The sequence below is a fragment of the Laspinema sp. D2d genome (assembly GCF_025370755.1).
Classification (GTDB): Bacteria; Cyanobacteriota; Cyanobacteriia; order Cyanobacteriales; family Laspinemataceae; genus Laspinema.
In genome coordinates this window covers 1-16,866 of the sequence record NZ_JAMXFC010000068.1, presented here as the reverse complement: position 1 = coordinate 16,866, position 16,866 = coordinate 1, and the positions used below count along the sequence as shown (strand labels likewise).

Genomic DNA, 16,866 nt, shown 5'->3' with positions numbered 1-16,866 from the left:
AATCAACCCAGAGAGGTTACTCTATCAAAGCCTGGAATCCCCCCAAAAACTGGGTTTCTCCAGAACGAATCGCACTAACAGCAAAATAGGACACGAGGTAAAGTTTTGTTACGAAATTGTTCTATCTGCACCGGCGCAGGACGGATAACTGTTGGAGGTGACAGTTATTGTGAGGCGATCGCAACCAACACCCCAAGACCGAACTTAATTTTTGCTTTCACGGCCCTAGATTCCACTGTGAATCCTGGAATATCTTGCAGTTCTGTTTCGCTCAAACTGTACTGTTCGCAAACCAAACTCAAACGAGTTCCGGTACTTTTAACAGCGTTGACAGAGTGAGTCAAATCTCCTTGAAAATAGATCAGCAAGTTGGCTTGCGGCTTAATCTGTCCGACTTGCTGTTTGTTGCGCCGCAGTATCAACTCTCCCCCTTGCAAGTTCGGCGGTACTTGCACGTATAAAACGCTGACGGCTGCGGGAGGTTCAACTGTTTTGCAGTACGATCGCAAAGATCGATCGATATGCGGATCGACGCGGGAACCTTCACCCAGCAACAAAGGGTTAAGGTAAAAAGCATTGCATTCAGGCTGTAATGCTTGGTCTAGATAGGGTTTGAACAAGGGGAACCGCCGTTCTACTTCGGAAATTTCCGAACGTTGAAACACCACGGAAAACCCTTTTGTTCCAATGAAATCGCGATTGAGGTTGTTGATTGCTAGATAAGGGGAGGCTAGAATTGCTCCTCGCAAGTCGTTGAGGTAGTCGATCGAGAAAGCGTTAGGATGTTGGCTATAGTATTTCAAGGCACTCAAAAATCATCAAAGTTTAAGGAAACAGCAGATAGAAATGCAGCAATCGCTCAGACTTGGGATTGCTTCGTTTCTCGCGGAGGACATAATAATCTTGATTTAAGTCCGCGTACTTAAGTCAAAGGTTTTTCTGAACTGCGGGCGATCGCCCGGAAGTGTCGCAATCGAGGAGCAACTGCCAAATATTACTATACAGGCGATCAACCGTTAGTGCGCTCGACCGATGGCAAAACTCAGACCAACAAATCCTTTAACCCGCTATAAGTAAGGGGGAGGTGCACCTCGGCGCACCCTATTAGGTGAGCGCCCCCGAAATTTTCACCTCGAAAAAGCCCGGTCGAATTCCAACGCTGAATTATCCCCACCGGCGGGATGGATAACTGCCAGTTCCAACACTTTGGGAAAAGTTTGAGGCGATAAGCCTACGGCATGGCTCCGCTTACCGCCCGGTGACCCGGTTGCTTCCCCTCGTCCCCAGCGTTGGTGAGTCGGATAACTGCCGGTCCCGATACTTTGGGAATGAGTTGGAGGCGATCGCCCGGTGGTCCGGTTCCGTTGGCTACCTCTGCACCGGCGCTCAATCCTCAAACTGTTAGCGCTGACAGTTATTGCGGAAGGCGATCGCAACCAACACCCCAAGTCCGACCGGAGCGACTTAGCCGGTCCCCAGTTGAAACCCTTGCAAATAGGGAGTTTTTGCCTCGGATTGGCCTAGCCGGTCCCGTTGGATTTGGCTGGATTCTGAGGAAGCTGCACCCGGAAAGCTAGGATTGGAGTTGATGAATTTCGGGGGCTGTTGTTGGGGGCGATAAGTCCGGGGGGCATAGCTTCGCTTACTGCAACTAGGCAAAAAAATCAGGGAATCAGTTGGATGCGATCGCAACACACAACCGGAAAGCATTTGTCTAGTTCATTATCGCCGAGAAACTTTGGCTTACATCATCAGCTATCCGGGATAAGTGGAGTCCATTTATCCGGCTTCTGTACCGGCTTGAAAAGTAGAGAAATTGGACTCCATTGGTGTACCCGAGTTTAATGCGATTCGATAAAATTTTGAGTAGCTTCTCGAACCGAAATACGTTTATCTTTATACTTGACTTTACCACAATCAAGATAGCATTCAGCCGCTTCTATTAAGTCGGGGCAATTTTCCGGGTTGTCAATATCTTCCCGGATTTTTTTCTGCTGATTTTTTAGTTTAGCGATATATTTGTTGTAGGGGTTATCTAGGGGGAGTCGTAGTCGGCCTTGTTGGGGTTCGCCTTTGAGTCGCTCGTTTAAATCGAAATTCAACCGTAAATTATCTCCCCCCGCACTTTCTAGGATTTGGCAGCAAATATCTTCCGAGTTTTTTGCAGCAGGGTTCATGAAAATATTAGGTAAATTCTTAATCCAGTCTAGCGCTCCCCAGTCTTTGATTTCTTCATATTGATAGGGATGAGTTGTATTGCCCGTTCCAATGGATAAAACCGCAATATTCTCCAACTTTAACCCATTCTTCTTTTGGGTTAACAAGGCATGAGCAATGGCAACTAATGATGGGTTGTTACAGGCCACTCCCCCATCAATATGAGGTAGGCTTTGGTCGCCATTGTAAGGAAGCTCATAAGGCGGGAAGAATGTAGGGGCCGACGCTGATGCCGTGCAAATTTTCCAGAGTTCGATGTTGTCGTACCATGTTTTAAAATTGCCAGAAGACCCCTGATCCGAAGCCGCATAATTATTATAAAACCAGGTAGTATTCCTAGAATAAACGTCATAAGCAGGAATTAAAATATGGGGTTTAACTATCTCGCTAATTTTAGGCGTTCTGCCCAATGTCCGATGAATCAATTGTTTTTGCAAAACTTTAGTTAACCCTTGCTCTCCCCGTTCATGAGGATATAATACGTTACTTCCAAACGCTTGACTAACTACCCGCCATTTTCGTTGATTACGAATTGAGTCTAAGAAAATGTCTTTTCCATATTTGAGGTAAATATCAATCATTTCTTGGGCCTCCATCTGACAAGCAATACCCGCTGTCAAAATTGAGCCAGTGGATGTCCCAGCAACTAAATCAAAATACTCATGCAGTTTTTTCCCCTTCTTCTCTCTGATGATAGTTTCTACCTCCTTCAAAAGTCTGGCGGACAAAACTCCCCGAATGCCGCCCCCATCTAAGCTCAGAATTTTGAATGTCATGTTCCTTCTTCCTCTAAATTTTGGGTTTGATTAGCCTTAGATTGGTCAGCAAGATAATGAAAATGGATTTCGTTGCCTCAATTTTTATCTTCCCTTTACTCGGCCCTGAAAGCTTGCTTAAGTTGATATTTAGGCTAAAATCTAACAACTATCATTATTACAACACGCTGATGTTTGCGTTCGTGTTTGAGTAGTGTATAACTTGATAAAAATCTAGCTCAATTTACAAAAAATTGACGGGCTTTTAACAAGCGTCTTTTTGTCAAGGCGAGAAATGGCGTATTTTTATATACTACAACAAGTAGTGCTACGACAGATTGCTTGTACCCTTGAGCCGATTGCCCTTACCGGAGACAACCTGCAACCGGCCTAGAGGACTCTGGGGGAAAATAACTGTCAGAAGCGACCGTTATCGGCCCGAGGCGATCACAATCGGGTAATCCAGGACCTGGTGATTTTGATTAGATTGGCGGAGGCGATCGCTAGTCGAAACCCTTGCAATTAGGGAGTTTTCCTCTCAAATTGCCAGGGTTTCGGTCCCCTCGGATTGCACCGCCTTCTGATGAAGCTGCACAAGCGATCGCCCGGACTAAACTCAACGATCGCTAAACCCAGGGACCCACTAACTGCTATGTTTTGAGCGATCGCATCTTAAAACTACAATTTTCCTGGATGGTATCCGGTTTTTCTTTGAAGACTTTAAATTCAGAAATTTATAACATTGAATTTTGCATTTAATCTATTCCTTAAGATAGAGACGAATTGTCAAACTTAGTGAATATAAAGAAAAAGCGTGGCTACAAAAACACAGTTTTTTGACTTGGGAATCAGGGGATTTGCCACGTATATCACATTTAAGTGATGGAAATAAAACACAAAATAGTTTGAATTTAAACTTAAAACAATGACCAAAAAATTCATCTCGCGTCAGACTGGCTTACCCCTGCAACCCGCAAAAAGCCCTTTTTCTCCCCGTCCTTTTGCTCCGGCTGTGCAAGCAAAAGCCCAAGACAATTCCACTGCTGCTCCTTCCGTTGAGCATTCGCCCCAAAATAGTAATCTACTTTCTCGCCTGACCCACTCCGAACCAGTATCTGAATCGCAACAAATCGGCTCAGAAGTTGGCATCGAAGGTCCAAAAAATCAGCATAAAATTCAACGTAAACATCAAGATAATCTCACTCAATTGTCAGCGTTTCCACCCACCCCCCCATCTGCTTCACATTTTCCCATTCAAGCCAAGCTAACGGTCGGTGCAGCGGGGGATAAATACGAGCAGGAAGCTGACCATGTAGCGCGGCAAGTGGTGAATCGCATCCAAGCACCGCAGGTTAATCTCCAAAGCAGTGAGTCCAATCCCATTCAGCGGAAAATCTCCACTGAAAAGACTGCTGAACCGATACAAGCCAAAGGAGACGAACCCGCCAATCAAACGGGATTACCTGATAATCTCAAAGCCGAAATCGAAAATCTATCGGGATATTCCCTTGATGATGTCAGGGTTCATTACAACTCGCCTAAGCCTGCCCAATTACAGGCATTAGCTTATACCCAAGGGACCGAGATTCATGTAGCGCCTGGACAAGAGAAGCATTTACCCCATGAAGCATGGCACGTTGTCCAGCAGAAGCAAGGAAGGGTAAAACCCACGATGCAGATGAAGGGGGTCGAGATTAATGATGATAAGGGGTTGGAGAGGGAAGCGGACGAAATAGGAAGAAAGACAAGGGAAACCAACTCACCAGTGACAAACGCTCATAGTAGCCGACCATTTCGGTCATGTGGCAAAACAATACAAAGAACAATAAAAGACGCAATAGATTATTACAATAAAACCACAGGTGAATCAGCTAAAACTGAATTGGAAGTAGACAAATCGAAGCTCACCCCCGGTCAAAAAGGACATTACACTAGGCAAAAAAATCGACCCCCTACGGTAGGAGTTCCCCTAAAGAAAACAAGGAAAGTTGGAAGCAGCAATGGAATTGGCAAATATAGGCTGAAAGATCCCCAGCAAATGCGAGTTCGATTTGGTAGTACAAAAGCTCGATTTGCCCGCAGTTTGAGAAAAGAAAGAAAACAGCCAGGAAAGCAATCTGGGTACAATTATGCCACGGCGAAAGTAGTGGTTACCCACACAGGAGGAGCAACGGAAACAGTGTATGTTACAAGATCGAGTGCAGACGGCACTAGACATTCGGAGGGAGCAGTATTGGAAGCGCTCAAGGCATTAAGTAAAACATACAAAATAGAGACCGAATGGATTTATACTGAAAGGGAAGCTTGTGGAAAAGACAATGCTAACTGTAGAGGAAGCAAACTGTGTCAAGGACCCTTAATCCCGGGGGACTTACCCATATACTACAGTATAGACTGGCCCGACTCAGCCGAACATGGAGACAAAGCGAAGGAGTATCGTAAGCAAGGAACCAATGCAATAAAGAGGTTAGATACCCAGGTCGGCAAGAAGACAGATATTCACCAATACCCGCTGAAAAAGTTGGGGAATGTCGAAGTACAGTCTGAGGACCAAGGAGCAGAAACCAGCGATGATGAAAGTGAAGATGAGAAAGATGTGTTTCAAGGATATGACGGTGCAAAATCAGACTATATGGAACTTTTAGCCTAATGGTTAGAACGTCCGCTATGTTTGTTTGATGTATTAATCAAATGTAATGCATTAAGCCTGCTCTTGTAGAGGGAAGAAACGTGACAAATCAACCTTTCTTTGAAATCCACCTTGAACCCATTGCCACCAGTTCCGGATATAAATTTCAATCGGGAAGCCGGGAAACCAAATCCTGCCAGTTATTTTAAACAGGGCCGTTTAATGCAATAGCCGATCTCCAACCATGCCAAAACTCCCCCAGTGTGCAACCTGCCGATACAACGCCCATCACTATGCGCTAGTCTGTGCGCCGCATCCATCGGGTCCAACCGAGGAAACCTGCAAAGACTATGACCCAGACATCATTAATACATATACCCTTTCAGGATTTCCTCGGACTAGGCGAACCCGTTGACATTGAGGCCACTATCAACAACCCCTATCATGATGAACCCGAGGAAAACTGGTCACCGGAGGGCTGGGAGTTTGTCGAGGGGCAACTGCGGCGGGTGGAATAGCCGATCGCTTTTCCACATTGGGATAGAGGCATCAAAAACCGAAGGGGCTTAGATTAGGAGCAACAAGAGGAGTAGCAAAATGCCAAGAGAAGTGACGGATGCCAAGGGGATTACCTGGAGTTGTATTCAGGCTTACGCGGGTCTTTCAGATGAGCCGGAAAACCGGGAGGCAGCTCAAGTCAAAGGAGAGACTGATTTGTATTGGGTGGTCTGCACTCCGGATGGTGGGGCCAAGTCGGTACGGATTCAGCTAGAGGGTGAGTGGGAAAAATCCTATTCTGATGAGGATTTGCTGGAGGCGCTCCAAGTCGAGCAACAGTCAGCTTGAATCCGTTACGCCGGGGTCTAAATCGCTCCTTACCAGACTGGGTAAGACTTTGCCTGGGTGAACACAAGTCCAGTCAAATCGGGTTTTCCTATAAAAATAGCGACTTGTGTTCACCCTGTTTTAATGGAAAAACTGGGTCTTTGCTGGTGCAGTCTTCGACAGATGCCACAGAACACCAGCTATACCGCAGGCACTCGCTCTGGTGCTGATTTCTTCTGCGGGTTACCCGCTTAACTGACAACGGGTAGCCCTGCTAGAGCCATTGCCACTTCCTCGGCACTATATTCAGTATCGACGAGTTTTTGAGCTTGATAGTCCATGTACGCCTGCATATCAAAATGTCCATGACCGCAGAGGTTAAACAAAATCACCCGACTCTCACCGGACTCTTTGCATTTTAACGCCTCATCTATCGCGGCTTTGACGGCATGGTTAGCCTCCGGAGCCGGAAGAATGCCCTCACTTTGAGCAAAGCTCAATCCAGCAGCGAAACAGCCTAACTGATATTCACAACGAGGTTGTGCGAGTCCCAGGTTGACCACATGACTCACCAAAGGAGCCATCCCATGATACCGTAAGCCCCCGGCATGGATGCCTTCCGGGACAAAGGTACTGCCTAAAGTATGCATCTTGACCAAGGGTGTCAAGTGAGCCGTATCGCCAAAATCGTAAGCATACTTGCCCCGGGTTAGAGTCGGACAGGCAGCGGGTTCTACGGCGATGATTTCCACCTCGCGCTCACCGCGTAGCTTTGCACCTAAAAAGGGAAACGCGATTCCCGCAAAGTTGCTGCCTCCTCCGGTACAGCCAATCACAATATCCGGATAATCCCCGGCCATTTCTAGCTGGGCCAATGCTTCTTGTCCAATGATGGTCTGATGGAGCAACACATGGTTAAGGACACTCCCCAGCGCATATTTGCTCGACTCATCTTGGGCGGCCACTTCTACCGCTTCACTAATTGCCATGCCTAGGCTGCCTGTGCTGTTGGGAGTGGTTGCCAGAATCGAACGTCCTGCCTGGGTTTCCTCACTCGGACTTGCCACGACTCTAGCGCCATAGGCTTCCATCAACGCTCGTCGGTAGGGTTTCTGGTTGTAGCTGACTTTGACCATGTAAACTAGCACTTCCAGCCCAAATAATGCCCCAGCAAAAGCAAGTGAGGACCCCCACTGTCCCGCTCCCGTTTCGGTCGTCAGCCGCTTCACCCCCGCCTGTTTGTTGTAATACGCCTGAGCAACCGCTGTATTCGGTTTGTGGCTTCCGGCTGGACTCACCCCTTCATATTTGTAGTAAATATGAGCTGGGGTATCCAGGGCTTTTTCCAGTCGGTGTGCTCGATAAAGCGGCGTGGGTCGCCATTGACGGTAGATCGAGTAAACCTCTGGCGGAATCTCTATCCACCGCTCCTGGCTCATTTCCTGCTCAATCAGGCTCATGGGAAACAAGGGCGCTAGGTCATCGGGCGTAATCGGTTTTCCTGTACCCGGATGGAGAACTAGGGGTAGAGGGCTAGGTAAATCGGCCTGGATGTTGTACCAAGCCGTGGGCATCTGGTCTTCTGACAAGAGATATTTGATTGTATCCACGTTGTTAACCGAGAAAGTCGTGTTCGTTTGTTTTAATGGTTCTATTTTCGTTGATTTTGAAGGTGGGTTGCTCCTTCGTTCCAGGCGATCGCTCAATCCGTCGCTCAGGCAGCCGACTCAATCACTGCTAGGATGGCCTCGCTCGACTCGCAACACTAGCCTAAGAAAGTGTAAACCCTTTCAGTTTGGCGCGATTCTTGCCAAGTCGATTTTCCTTAATTTAATCGCGATCGCAAAAAGCACAACTCAACATTAACCTTGCAAACTGTAAACCCTTTCAGTTTGGTGTGAGGGGTCCAGGAGCGATTCTCTTCAAGGAGACCCTTCGCAGTCGCCTGGTTCCCCGCTTCAGCGCTCCACCTGGTAAAACAACTCGCCCCGTTTCTCCCAACGGATCAGCGCCGGGTCCCGACTACGACTCCACTTCTTAAAATCCTCGACCCCTTGCAGCAGTGCCTCGTCAACTTCCTGGGCTGTCACCTTCAATCGTTCGGCTAGTTCTGCCGTGGTCAGCGCTTTCGGCTTAATCGGTTCGCTCATCACCGGCATGGAGCTACGTCTGCTGCCACCTCCACGCCCTGCACTCAAGACCGCCTCGACCACCGCCATCCGTTGCTTTAACTGGACCAGTTCGGACTTGAGTGCGTCGAGTTCGGGATTCTGCTGTCTGCCATCAAAAAACTCGCGCAGAATTTGCACTAGCGCTGCACTCTCGCCTAGGTTTTCCTCGTCCATGTACTGCCTAAGCCGGTTGTGGTATTCCACCGGCAAATAGCCCACAATCCGTTTCGTTGGCGGTGTCATGCTTCGTCCGTGCTGTAGTTGTGCCTTGCTCTTCCATGATAGCCGGTGATTTGCCCTCGAATTGCGTGCCATTTACAACCCATTTAAGGCATGACCCTGAATTCGTTGGAATGGTCTAATTGACTGGTTTGCGCCGGTCAGACTTGTGGAAATAGGGATTTACCTGAGTGTGGTGGTTACCCTCACCGCTGCAAGGTGGATGAAGGCCAGATGCAAAGTCCTGAGCTAGACCCGTCGGCCTTTGTTGTCTGGATAACAGCCGCTGTTGCCTGGGTGACATCCTTCATCCTTGCTCGTGGGGTATTAATATTGGTGACTGGGTTACGGACTCGGGACTAGAGTTTTTCTTCAGGGCTGACGGAATCGAGATCACGCCCTTATGGACTAAATCAAATAAATTTAGGAAAAGAAACATGGAAAATATAGCGTTTCTTAAGCAACTGAGATTCGGTTTTGGAGGCAAAATCGCCCAAATGATGCGGAATGTAGGCCGTATTCAAAAGACCCTCAAGCGTCCGATTCAATTCCAGCTAGAAGAAGCAATCCGCCAATGGGGTGAACCTTTCCGCGCCTACCTGGTACTTGAGGAAAACCCTAAGAGCGCGATCGCCTCTTTTGAAGACGCCTATGCTGGGGAATACGCAGACCCTCAAGACTTTGAACGGCACTACCCCGGGGGCCTTCCGGGATGTTGCTTTATTAAGTCACCTCACGGGGTGTATGCTTTCCGTAATTTTTTTTAATGGGAAGTAAACGAATGATGCACGCCAAGTTAGTTTATTGGAGGCCGATATTTCGCTAAAATCTCTCCTGCTATGCGACGATTTGAATATCCCCAGTCGTTCGGGAGAGCGGCTCCATGAATTTATTAGTAGAATCCGCTGAACATCCGCACCCGTTGGCTTTACTTGAGCCGTTGCCGCTCACCCGCCATCCCGCTGCGGTCTATCTGAGTCAACTTGCGCAAAGTAGCAGGCGCACGATGGGTCATAACTTGAACTGGTGCGCCCGGGTTTTGAGTGCCGGTCAATGCGATCGCCTAACGTTGGACTGGTCTAAGTTACGCTACGAACATACCGCAGCACTCCGGGCAATTTTGCTCGAAACTCACCCGCCGTCCACCGCTAATTTGAAGTTGACTGCGCTCAAGCAAGTGCTCAAAGCAGCACGGAAGTTGCGGTTGATAGATGCTGATAATTATGAGGATGCGGTCTCGGTTGACCGGATTCGTGGTGACGCTCCGTTACGGGGTCGGTTGTTGCAGCCCGAGGAGATTCAAGTCCTGGTGAAAGTTTGCATTGAATCAGAAACGGCCATCGGGACTCGGGATGCTGCCGCAGTCGCCTGTTTGTCTGCTGGACTGCGACGCGCAGAAGTGGTAGCCCTGGACTATCGGGATTGCGATTGGGAAACGCGCGGACTTCTTGTCCGACAAGGTAAAGGCAAAAAGTACCGTCAAACCTACCTGCGGCCCGGTAGCCTAGAGTTGCTGGAAAACTGGGTGAGTTTGCGCGGACGTAGAGCCGGACCCCTGTTTTACCACTGTCAATGGTGGGGCGAAATTGTCCCCGAGCGGATTACCAGTGAGGCGATCGCATTGCGGCTGCAAGAATGGGGCAAGGTGGCTGGGTTGGAACCGTTCTCGGCCCATGATTTTCGGCGCACGTTTATCTCGAACCTGCTCGATAAAGGGGTGGACCTTGCCACAGTCCAACAGCTTGCGGGTCACTCGAATATTGGGACTACCGTCCGTTATGACCGCAGAGGCGAGGAGACTAAGCGGGCGGCGGTGCAGAAGCTGGAGTTTTAAAAGCTCGTTGCAGTTGAGTAGCCGTTGAGTTTTTTCGGTTGCTTCCCAACGGAGGCGACTGGCTCGAATCAAGGCAATAGCCACACCGAACCCAACCCGAAAAACTTCGGTGATTCTAAACTCAACTGGGCAATTTTCGTTATCATACTAGCAAAGAAAAAACAGCCTGAACAATGAGCGATAAAGCCCAACTCAAACCGACTGCATCTGAAGTAGAAATTGCCGATCCAACTAAAGGACCAACCGAATTAGAATCTGCTGAAACAACTCCACCGCCAGCATTAGAATTTGCTGAAACAACTCCACCGCCAGCATTAGAATCTGCTGAAACAACTCCACCATCAACCGAATTAGAAACTGCTGAAACAACTGAACCGGAACCCGAACATAATGGTGCATTTTTTCAAGCCGTCGGCATCCTCCCCGGTGAGGTTAGCTTTGAGGATGATAGTATTATGGCAAAAGTGACGGTGGGGGGTAAGGAATATCGACTCTTGTTTAAGCCGAGGTTAATGTCGGCGATGGTTGCCTTAAAACTAGAAATAAAACAGTCGGGAAGTACAACGCAACGGCTCATTGTTTATCCCAAGGTGATGCACTTCCCGAAGCAGGAGCAACCCCATCAGCTTGCTTTTCAGTTGGTCGGGTTTGAGAAAGATTCAGCCTCGTCCGCCATCTCCATGCAGCTAGAAGATTTTGAGTTTAAGCTCTCTGGGTTGTGGCAGTTCATCCCAGTTTGTCGGGTTCCGGTCATCTCGATATTCCGCAATTTTGACGAAAGCATCCACCAGAATTTAAAGAAATTAGACCCCGCAGTTGCGGCTAAAAAAAAGGTCAATTTCATGAAAGCGACCCATGTGCCGTTGATATGGAAAGACGCGCCCTTTAAGCCATTCCGTTTCAACCCTAAACTCGAAAAAGAGGAGCAAGGTCGTCCCCTGTTTCTACAACTCAAAGCGAAGTTTATCCCGGCAAAAGACGGGTTTGAGTTTGTGGCATTACTCGCGCCACCCTTAGAAAAAGCACCCAAATTTTTCAAGGCATCTAACGACGATAAAGCCACCGTCCAAAAGGAGAAAAGAAAGAACGCCACCCCCGTATCGGCAAAGGCCACCCCCGTATCGGCAAAGGCCACACCCTCTAAGTCAAAGGCCACCCCCTCGAAGGCTAAGTCCAAGCAGGCAAAACCTCCCCAACCGAAGCCCAAACCACGCTCGGTTAAAGCAGAACAAGAAGCAGAACAAGAATCGGGGGAGTAAGGTGATGTGCCGGTGGAAGCCGTGAACTTGGGCTGCTACAGATTCGAGGTGAGGGCATCCGATTCACTCGGGTTCTGGTGCTTCCACTTCGGGATAAAGTTCGTGGTATTTCTGCCAGTTTTCCCGATAAAACTTGCGCCCTTCTTCGGTGATGCCCAGATGCACTTTCAAGTCTTTGTGGAACTCCCGGACTAGCCCATTTCTGCCGTAACGCATCTTGTCGTCCCAAGCCCGCAGCCGCAGCCAACAATGCTGCCAACTGTGGCCGCCATAGTCTCCTGAGCGCTCCCCGTCTGGCCTCAACCCCTCATCCCCAGCTTGCCATGCGGCTACGAGTGCCTTCCACTGATAATCCCGGAGCGTCCTTGCGGGCAACTTTTTCGCCGACTGGATACCCAATCCAACCCGGACCACGGCACGTCCCAACCGAGTCAGCTTACATTTGAACCAGTCTTTCACTGGATAGCAGTAGTCAATTTCAATCAGCTTGCTCTTGGCGAGTGCCTTGAATGTGCTGCCTGTTCCTGGGTCAACCACATCCGCCGCTTTTAGTTTCTGCCTGAGTTGGGATGAGTTTCCGAATAGCTCTAGATACTCAATCCACCGCCACTCATCAGCAGGACGAGGCCGCTCTCCACGATTCCAAGCACCATGCTCGGACTCCTCCCGGTCCTGGTCAATCTCGAAAATCTGCTGGAGATAAACCCGCTGCCGCTCGTTCAACTCATCCCAGATTTTTTCGTGCTTCGAGCGCGGTTTGGTTGGCTCTGGCTCGGGGACTGGCTGGGGCTCGGGTTCGGTCTGCTGCTTGATGGTGTCGGTAAGCGGAGCTATGCCGCAGGCAATCGCCCTCGCCAATTCCTCCAAGAACTCGCTCAACTTAGCGGCCCAATCTTCCCCAGTCGTACCGATTGCCTCGAACGCCAGGGGTGCGAACTCCTCAATCAGTTGTGCTCGCCCAGTTTTACCCGAGAGCAATCCCTCGCGAGATTCCAGCATCGATGGTGGCGTTTCCTGTTGCGATCGGTTAGGAGATTCCAGCATCGGTGGCGGTTCTTGGGGATTCCCCCCAGCTTCGATAAACTCACGGTAGCGATCGCACAGTTGCATCACCTGAGATTCCACTGGCACCGGCACCCTCATCAACTTGGTTTGGTAGGGCGCTTTCTTGCCCCGCCCTCCTTTCGGTTTCATGGCTTGACTGGCTAACTCTGGCTCTATTCTAAAACTTGTTGACAGGTTTTATGAGACTGATTGGCTGGATTGAGCTATTCCCTCGTTGCGGTGGCCCTCATCAATGCAGCGACCCATAGCCATGCGCCCGCCCGCCTGGAATACCCTAGAGCCGCACCAGGCAGAGCAATATTTGCTATAAACCGGGGTATAGTCGGATCTGTATATACGGAGCTACATAAGGAAACGGCAAAGCTGTTTATGAGTGGCAATAGTCAGGCGGTACACTTGCCCTCTTGTTATCGCTTTTCTGGGGATGAAGTCGTAATTAAACGATTGGGCAATGCAGTGGTCTTGCTGCCCAAGGAAAACCCCTCGCAGGTGATGTTTGATGCCATTGAGGAATTCTACGGTGCTGCAAATCGAGCGCGCTCAATCCCGAACAATGGAACGAGAGCCAATGGCATAAAAATTTTACTGGATACCGATATCTGTATCTATACGATTAACCGCAGAAATCCCAAACCCCTGGAACGGTTGCGCTCATACGAGATCGGTGAAGTGGGCTAATTATATAAACCTAGTGCTCCCGAGGCTATGTTAATTGCTCAGAATCCGGACTTTCCAACCCTAACCAAAAGCGTAAAACTTTTTCAATTTCTGACAACTGCTCTGGGTTTAATTCACCTAATTTTTTTAGGAGCTTTACATGAGGAATAGTAATCAAGTTTTGCGTATCGAAAACTCCGGGCTTGAGAAACCTGGTTTTAATCTCTACTTCAAAACGTGAACCCCTAGGGCTGGTGGTGTGAGGAATCAATGTTATTAATGCTCTATCCTGCATCAAAGCCGGAATACTCACTACAAGACAGGGCCTCACCTTGGCAGTGTAACCTAAATCGACAAGCCAAACTTCTCCCCGGTTAGGACTACTCATAATCTGTTTCTTGCTCGTCTAATGCTAAAAATAGTTCTTCTGCATTGAGGACTAAATCCTCATCTGTTAAGGGAGGAACGTCAAAATTGACAACCCGTTTCAGTATTTCAACAGCGAGTGCCTGTTGTTCGGTCTCCGGCAAATCATCAAAGTTTTTGAGAAGTTCTTGAGCTAAGGTATTCATTATGATTGCTGTCAGCTTCGCTATCCAAAATCAGGTTTTAAGGTCAATTCTAATTGTATCCCAAGTCAACCGGAGCAACCGGATTTCTCAAATCTCCGCTCCCCCGGTTTCAATGGCTGATATCAGATATAGTTGATTGGCGGGAAAGCCTTTTAACTGGCAGATGGCGGGGTTCCTCGGTGTTTAAGGCAAGTGCTATTTCCCTGGTCAGTTTTTGGTAAAAAAAAAGCGATTCTTCTGCTTAAGACGCTTCACGAGTGGGGGTCTGTTTCCTAGGGACGGAAAATATGCAGGCTGCCTTATAGGAGCGGAGAGGGTGGGGTTCGAGGTTACGGCGTTTCCGGGTTTTGAGGTGGCGGCGCAGTTCAGCCGAGGTGCCGGGTGGCTCTGTGTTTTTTGCAATGGCACTGGTGTCCCCAGCCCATTTTTGTCAGTAGTCCATTGTAGTAAAATGAAAAAATGATTTCCTGGTGGCTTTATGTCAAATTCTGAATTATTGGCGCAACTGCAACAGTTATCTCGGGCTGAGAAGTTCCAAATTATCCAGTTTTTAACGGCTGAGTTGGCGAAAAAAGAAGGAATTAGTGTCGGTAATGAAGTCGCCGAAATTATGCATTCATTGCATACATCTAATGGGGCAGCCGAACAACTCATGCAGTTTTTAGAAACGGAACAGAAGCACCCGCAAAATGTCTAATCCGAAGCGATATCAGTCATTTCGGGGCTATTTTCTAATCAATCGGTATCAGTCTATGCAGATTAATTATCCGGTGGCATAATGCTCGGAATCGTTTGGTTTCTGTGTTTTCGATAGATTTTAAAATCACTATCTAGGGTGATAATTTGGCTATCTTCATACATTTCACTCATTCTCACTAAACAGGCATCGGCTAATGACATAGGGACTGAAACATACCGTTGCATGAGGCTCTCTATCGCTTCTATTTCTTGGGTTAAGGTAAAGGGTATAACCAGATGTCCTTGTTTGATTAATTTTAAAATAGTTGCTTGGCCTTGATGAATTCTTCGGGCCAGAAAACAGGCTTCCGTGATTACGGCTTCATTGGTGAGGACGGGGGCGGTAATTTTTGAAAATTGGTTAACAGCCCAAGAATGAAAGTTATCTTTTGGCAATATAAAAGCGATTAAAACTCCAGTGGCTACAATAATTTGGGGACTCATTATTGACCTAATTCTTCTAAATATTGAGGATTGTGGGACAGATCCTCTAAGTCACTATCGAGACAGCCAATAAATTCCTTAGCTGCTTCGGCGAATGAAACTTCAGGGGGTTCTATTGTTTTGGGTGCTTTTTGGTGGTGGCTAGATTGATATTCTAAGAATTCTATGAATTCAAGTACCTTTTGCCATTGGTCAGGGGGCAATTGTTGAATTTTTTGGATGGCTATTTCTAGGGTAAGCATGGTTAGTTGGCTTAATGGTCTATGACTATTATAGGGGGGATAGCCGATCTCCTCTTATCGTTCCAAATGGTGCAAACACTGAAGGATCGTTCTCGCTAAATCCGGGTGGCTTTCCAGGAATTATGGCTAATATGTATCATTACTCTCTTTCACCCCTTCAAAGGGATTGCACAATGTTAACTCAGGCACTCGCTTGAAATCATTCACATTTCTAGTCATCACACAAGCAGAGCAGTGCAATGCAGTTGCAGCAATCAAGGCATCGGGAAGTTTGAGGCGGTGATGTCGCCGTAATTGAATGGTGCGCTCTTCGATTTGGGGCAATAGGGGCACTCGTTCAAACTGCATCAACAAATCTGCAATTACCGCTTCTTCTTCGTTGGATAACTCTGGGAAACTCAGCAACTCAATTCGCACAATAGGGGAAATAATCACCTCATGGTGGCTGAGAAATGCTTACTCGAAAAGCGGCAATACTGCTGACTCTTCAGCCAGGTAGTAAATAAAGATGTTGGTGTCGTAGAGATACTTCATCGGTCCCACTCCTGACGTACTGTGTCGAGATGGGCCAGCATCTTGTCCCGCTTGTCTTTTAGTAATCCCTTTGCTCTGGCAACTTGGGCATAATCGCGTTGCCACATCAACACCACTGAAGCCGGGACATCCACTGTAATAAAATCTTCATTCTGCTCGATTAAATACTGCTTTGGAATTTTGATAAGGGGCATTGTTTTTTTCCTTGAAGGCTTACTGTGAATTGTACCTTTTTAAGATTCTAATTCTGCAACCACTGAAGAATCCTTGTCACTAAATCGAGGTCAGTTGCTAGGAATTGCGGTAGTCGGCAATCAGTCAGGAGTTGTTTAAGTATGACGGCAATGGGGGGATGGCTAAACCGGGTGAGTTGATTGAGGACTGCCGGATCAAAGCCTTGAGGGGGTGAGTCGGTGGGTTCTTCGTAGAGGATGAGGGCGATTCTAGTGAAGACACGCTTCGCGATATTTCCCCGGCTTGGACCCTCACCCACCACCCCTCAAAGTTGCCCCAGTTCAACCGAGTCTCCCGCAAGGCTCTCGTCAATTCTCCCCGGTCATTTTTCCACAACTCCCTGCTCCTGACTCAACCCCTCCATCGTTTCAATGTTGATATTATTTAATTACTGGTGCGATTCGTTCACGCGAAAAGCGGAGGGTAATGCCCGAAGTGTGCGCGTGGTAATGGTCTCGGCAGACGCCGTGT

General features: G+C 48.2%; 22 protein-coding genes. 8 read left to right on the top strand and 14 right to left on the bottom strand.

From position 1 onward, the window contains the following. Nucleotides 1-164: 164 nt before the first annotated feature. From NG796_RS25885 to NG796_RS25870, 4 genes are all read right to left on the bottom strand, one after another. Nucleotides 165-812, bottom strand: coding sequence for a 2OG-Fe(II) oxygenase (locus tag NG796_RS25885; protein ID WP_261210343.1), 648 nt, complete (start codon nucleotides 810-812; stop codon nucleotides 165-167). A gap of 419 nt (nucleotides 813-1,231) precedes the next feature. After that, nucleotides 1,232-1,390 carry a hypothetical protein gene (locus NG796_RS25880; RefSeq protein ID WP_261210341.1) on the bottom strand — a complete coding sequence of 53 codons (159 nt, stop codon included), beginning with the start codon at nucleotides 1,388-1,390 and terminating at the stop codon, nucleotides 1,232-1,234. Nucleotides 1,391-1,464: 74 nt separating this feature from the next. Continuing rightward, nucleotides 1,465-1,710: a hypothetical protein gene (locus NG796_RS25875; RefSeq protein WP_261210340.1), complete on the bottom strand. Its 246-nt coding sequence runs from the start codon at nucleotides 1,708-1,710 to the stop codon at nucleotides 1,465-1,467. A gap of 131 nt (nucleotides 1,711-1,841) precedes the next feature. Further along, on the bottom strand, nucleotides 1,842-2,993 hold the full coding sequence (locus NG796_RS25870; protein WP_261210338.1) for a patatin-like phospholipase family protein: 1,152 nt from the start codon (nucleotides 2,991-2,993) through the stop codon (nucleotides 1,842-1,844). A gap of 904 nt (nucleotides 2,994-3,897) precedes the next feature. Here NG796_RS25870 and NG796_RS25865 point away from each other — a divergent pair. The 3 genes from NG796_RS25865 to NG796_RS25855 all read left to right on the top strand — a co-directional run bounded on the left by NG796_RS25865 (nucleotide 3,898) and on the right by NG796_RS25855 (nucleotide 6,447). Beyond that, entirely contained in the window at nucleotides 3,898-5,622 is a 1,725-nt protein-coding gene (locus tag NG796_RS25865) for a DUF4157 domain-containing protein (RefSeq protein WP_261210336.1), read from the top strand. Between the two features lie 329 nt (nucleotides 5,623-5,951). Then, nucleotides 5,952-6,119: a hypothetical protein gene (locus tag NG796_RS25860; RefSeq protein WP_261210335.1), complete on the top strand. Its 168-nt coding sequence runs from the start codon at nucleotides 5,952-5,954 to the stop codon at nucleotides 6,117-6,119. Nucleotides 6,120-6,198: 79 nt separating this feature from the next. Beyond that, entirely contained in the window at nucleotides 6,199-6,447 is a 249-nt protein-coding gene (locus NG796_RS25855; protein ID WP_261210334.1) for a hypothetical protein, read from the top strand. A 230-nt stretch (nucleotides 6,448-6,677) separates the two neighbouring features. Here the strand turns inward: NG796_RS25855 and NG796_RS25850 are convergent, their stop codons facing one another. Beyond that, nucleotides 6,678-8,036, bottom strand: a complete 1,359-nt coding sequence (locus NG796_RS25850; RefSeq protein ID WP_261210333.1) for a TrpB-like pyridoxal phosphate-dependent enzyme — start codon at nucleotides 8,034-8,036, stop codon at nucleotides 6,678-6,680. A 348-nt stretch (nucleotides 8,037-8,384) separates the two neighbouring features. Then, nucleotides 8,385-8,840 (bottom strand): hypothetical protein, encoded by a 456-nt coding sequence (locus tag NG796_RS25845; RefSeq protein WP_261210331.1) that lies wholly within the window; start codon nucleotides 8,838-8,840, stop codon nucleotides 8,385-8,387. 413 nt (nucleotides 8,841-9,253) lie between these two features. Here NG796_RS25845 and NG796_RS25840 point away from each other — a divergent pair, with 413 nt between their 5' ends. The 3 genes from NG796_RS25840 to NG796_RS25830 all read left to right on the top strand — a co-directional run bounded on the left by NG796_RS25840 (nucleotide 9,254) and on the right by NG796_RS25830 (nucleotide 11,909). Then, nucleotides 9,254-9,583, top strand: coding sequence for a hypothetical protein (locus NG796_RS25840; RefSeq protein WP_261210329.1), 330 nt, complete (start codon nucleotides 9,254-9,256; stop codon nucleotides 9,581-9,583). Between the two features lie 116 nt (nucleotides 9,584-9,699). Then, complete coding sequence (locus tag NG796_RS25835; protein WP_261210327.1) at nucleotides 9,700-10,650, top strand: tyrosine-type recombinase/integrase; 951 nt, start codon at nucleotides 9,700-9,702, stop codon at nucleotides 10,648-10,650. A gap of 173 nt (nucleotides 10,651-10,823) precedes the next feature. Then, a complete protein-coding gene (locus tag NG796_RS25830) occupies nucleotides 10,824-11,909 on the top strand; it encodes a hypothetical protein (RefSeq protein WP_261210325.1) in 1,086 nt (361 codons plus the stop codon). Between the two features lie 63 nt (nucleotides 11,910-11,972). Here the strand turns inward: NG796_RS25830 and NG796_RS25825 are convergent, their stop codons facing one another. Further along, a complete protein-coding gene (locus NG796_RS25825) occupies nucleotides 11,973-13,040 on the bottom strand; it encodes a hypothetical protein (RefSeq protein WP_261210323.1) in 1,068 nt (355 codons plus the stop codon). 123 nt (nucleotides 13,041-13,163) lie between these two features. Between NG796_RS25825 and NG796_RS25820 the strand changes: the two genes are divergently transcribed. Then, nucleotides 13,164-13,652, top strand: a complete 489-nt coding sequence (locus NG796_RS25820) for a hypothetical protein (RefSeq protein ID WP_261210321.1) — start codon at nucleotides 13,164-13,166, stop codon at nucleotides 13,650-13,652. 25 nt (nucleotides 13,653-13,677) lie between these two features. Here NG796_RS25820 and NG796_RS25815 read toward each other — a convergent pair whose 3' ends face one another. Together NG796_RS25815 and NG796_RS25810 are read right to left on the bottom strand one after the other, a co-directional pair. Beyond that, nucleotides 13,678-14,019, bottom strand: a complete 342-nt coding sequence (locus tag NG796_RS25815; RefSeq protein ID WP_261210319.1) for a type II toxin-antitoxin system PemK/MazF family toxin — start codon at nucleotides 14,017-14,019, stop codon at nucleotides 13,678-13,680. Next, the gene (locus NG796_RS25810; RefSeq protein ID WP_261210318.1) at nucleotides 14,012-14,203 is read right to left on the bottom strand and encodes a hypothetical protein; all 192 of its coding nucleotides are present in this window, start codon (nucleotides 14,201-14,203) and stop codon (nucleotides 14,012-14,014) included. The genes NG796_RS25815 and NG796_RS25810 overlap by 8 nt, the downstream gene beginning before the upstream one ends. 478 nt (nucleotides 14,204-14,681) lie before the next feature. Here NG796_RS25810 and NG796_RS25805 point away from each other — a divergent pair, with 478 nt between their 5' ends. Next, nucleotides 14,682-14,900 carry a hypothetical protein gene (locus NG796_RS25805; RefSeq protein WP_261210317.1) on the top strand — a complete coding sequence of 73 codons (219 nt, stop codon included), beginning with the start codon at nucleotides 14,682-14,684 and terminating at the stop codon, nucleotides 14,898-14,900. 62 nt (nucleotides 14,901-14,962) lie between these two features. Here NG796_RS25805 and NG796_RS25800 read toward each other — a convergent pair whose 3' ends face one another. From NG796_RS25800 to NG796_RS25780, 5 genes are all read right to left on the bottom strand, one after another. Further along, complete coding sequence (locus NG796_RS25800) at nucleotides 14,963-15,385, bottom strand: type II toxin-antitoxin system VapC family toxin (protein ID WP_261210316.1); 423 nt, start codon at nucleotides 15,383-15,385, stop codon at nucleotides 14,963-14,965. Continuing rightward, nucleotides 15,385-15,627, bottom strand: coding sequence for a DUF2281 domain-containing protein (locus NG796_RS25795; RefSeq protein ID WP_261210314.1), 243 nt, complete (start codon nucleotides 15,625-15,627; stop codon nucleotides 15,385-15,387). The genes NG796_RS25800 and NG796_RS25795 overlap by 1 nt, the downstream gene beginning before the upstream one ends. Before the next feature lie 126 nt (nucleotides 15,628-15,753). After that, nucleotides 15,754-16,062 (bottom strand): type II toxin-antitoxin system VapC family toxin, encoded by a 309-nt coding sequence (locus NG796_RS25790; protein ID WP_261210312.1) that lies wholly within the window; start codon nucleotides 16,060-16,062, stop codon nucleotides 15,754-15,756. Between the two features lie 95 nt (nucleotides 16,063-16,157). Beyond that, nucleotides 16,158-16,355: a hypothetical protein gene (locus NG796_RS25785; protein WP_261210310.1), complete on the bottom strand. Its 198-nt coding sequence runs from the start codon at nucleotides 16,353-16,355 to the stop codon at nucleotides 16,158-16,160. Nucleotides 16,356-16,402: 47 nt separating this feature from the next. Next, nucleotides 16,403-16,654, bottom strand: coding sequence for a hypothetical protein (locus NG796_RS25780; RefSeq protein WP_261210308.1), 252 nt, complete (start codon nucleotides 16,652-16,654; stop codon nucleotides 16,403-16,405). Nucleotides 16,655-16,866: the final 212 nt, after the last annotated feature.

Bases quoted from the DNA above. Each gene is read 5' to 3' on its own strand.
- NG796_RS25875 (WP_261210340.1), bottom strand. From the start codon at position 1,710: ATGCTTTCCGGTTGTGTGTTGCGATCGCATCCAACTGATTCCCTGATT.
- NG796_RS25870 (WP_261210338.1), bottom strand. From the start codon at position 2,993: ATGACATTCAAAATTCTGAGCTTAGATGGGGGCGGCATTCGGGGAGTT.
- NG796_RS25865 (WP_261210336.1), top strand. From the start codon at position 3,898: ATGACCAAAAAATTCATCTCGCGTCAGACTGGCTTACCCCTGCAACCC.
- NG796_RS25860 (WP_261210335.1), top strand. From the start codon at position 5,952: ATGACCCAGACATCATTAATACATATACCCTTTCAGGATTTCCTCGGA.
- NG796_RS25855 (WP_261210334.1), top strand. From the start codon at position 6,199: ATGCCAAGAGAAGTGACGGATGCCAAGGGGATTACCTGGAGTTGTATT.
- NG796_RS25845 (WP_261210331.1), bottom strand. From the start codon at position 8,840: ATGACACCGCCAACGAAACGGATTGTGGGCTATTTGCCGGTGGAATAC.
- NG796_RS25840 (WP_261210329.1), top strand. From the start codon at position 9,254: ATGGAAAATATAGCGTTTCTTAAGCAACTGAGATTCGGTTTTGGAGGC.
- NG796_RS25835 (WP_261210327.1), top strand. From the start codon at position 9,700: ATGAATTTATTAGTAGAATCCGCTGAACATCCGCACCCGTTGGCTTTA.
- NG796_RS25830 (WP_261210325.1), top strand. From the start codon at position 10,824: ATGAGCGATAAAGCCCAACTCAAACCGACTGCATCTGAAGTAGAAATT.
- NG796_RS25815 (WP_261210319.1), bottom strand. From the start codon at position 14,019: ATGAGTAGTCCTAACCGGGGAGAAGTTTGGCTTGTCGATTTAGGTTAC.
- NG796_RS25810 (WP_261210318.1), bottom strand. From the start codon at position 14,203: ATGAATACCTTAGCTCAAGAACTTCTCAAAAACTTTGATGATTTGCCG.
- NG796_RS25805 (WP_261210317.1), top strand. From the start codon at position 14,682: ATGTCAAATTCTGAATTATTGGCGCAACTGCAACAGTTATCTCGGGCT.
- NG796_RS25800 (WP_261210316.1), bottom strand. From the start codon at position 15,385: ATGAGTCCCCAAATTATTGTAGCCACTGGAGTTTTAATCGCTTTTATA.
- NG796_RS25795 (WP_261210314.1), bottom strand. From the start codon at position 15,627: ATGCTTACCCTAGAAATAGCCATCCAAAAAATTCAACAATTGCCCCCT.
- NG796_RS25785 (WP_261210310.1), bottom strand. From the start codon at position 16,355: ATGCCCCTTATCAAAATTCCAAAGCAGTATTTAATCGAGCAGAATGAA.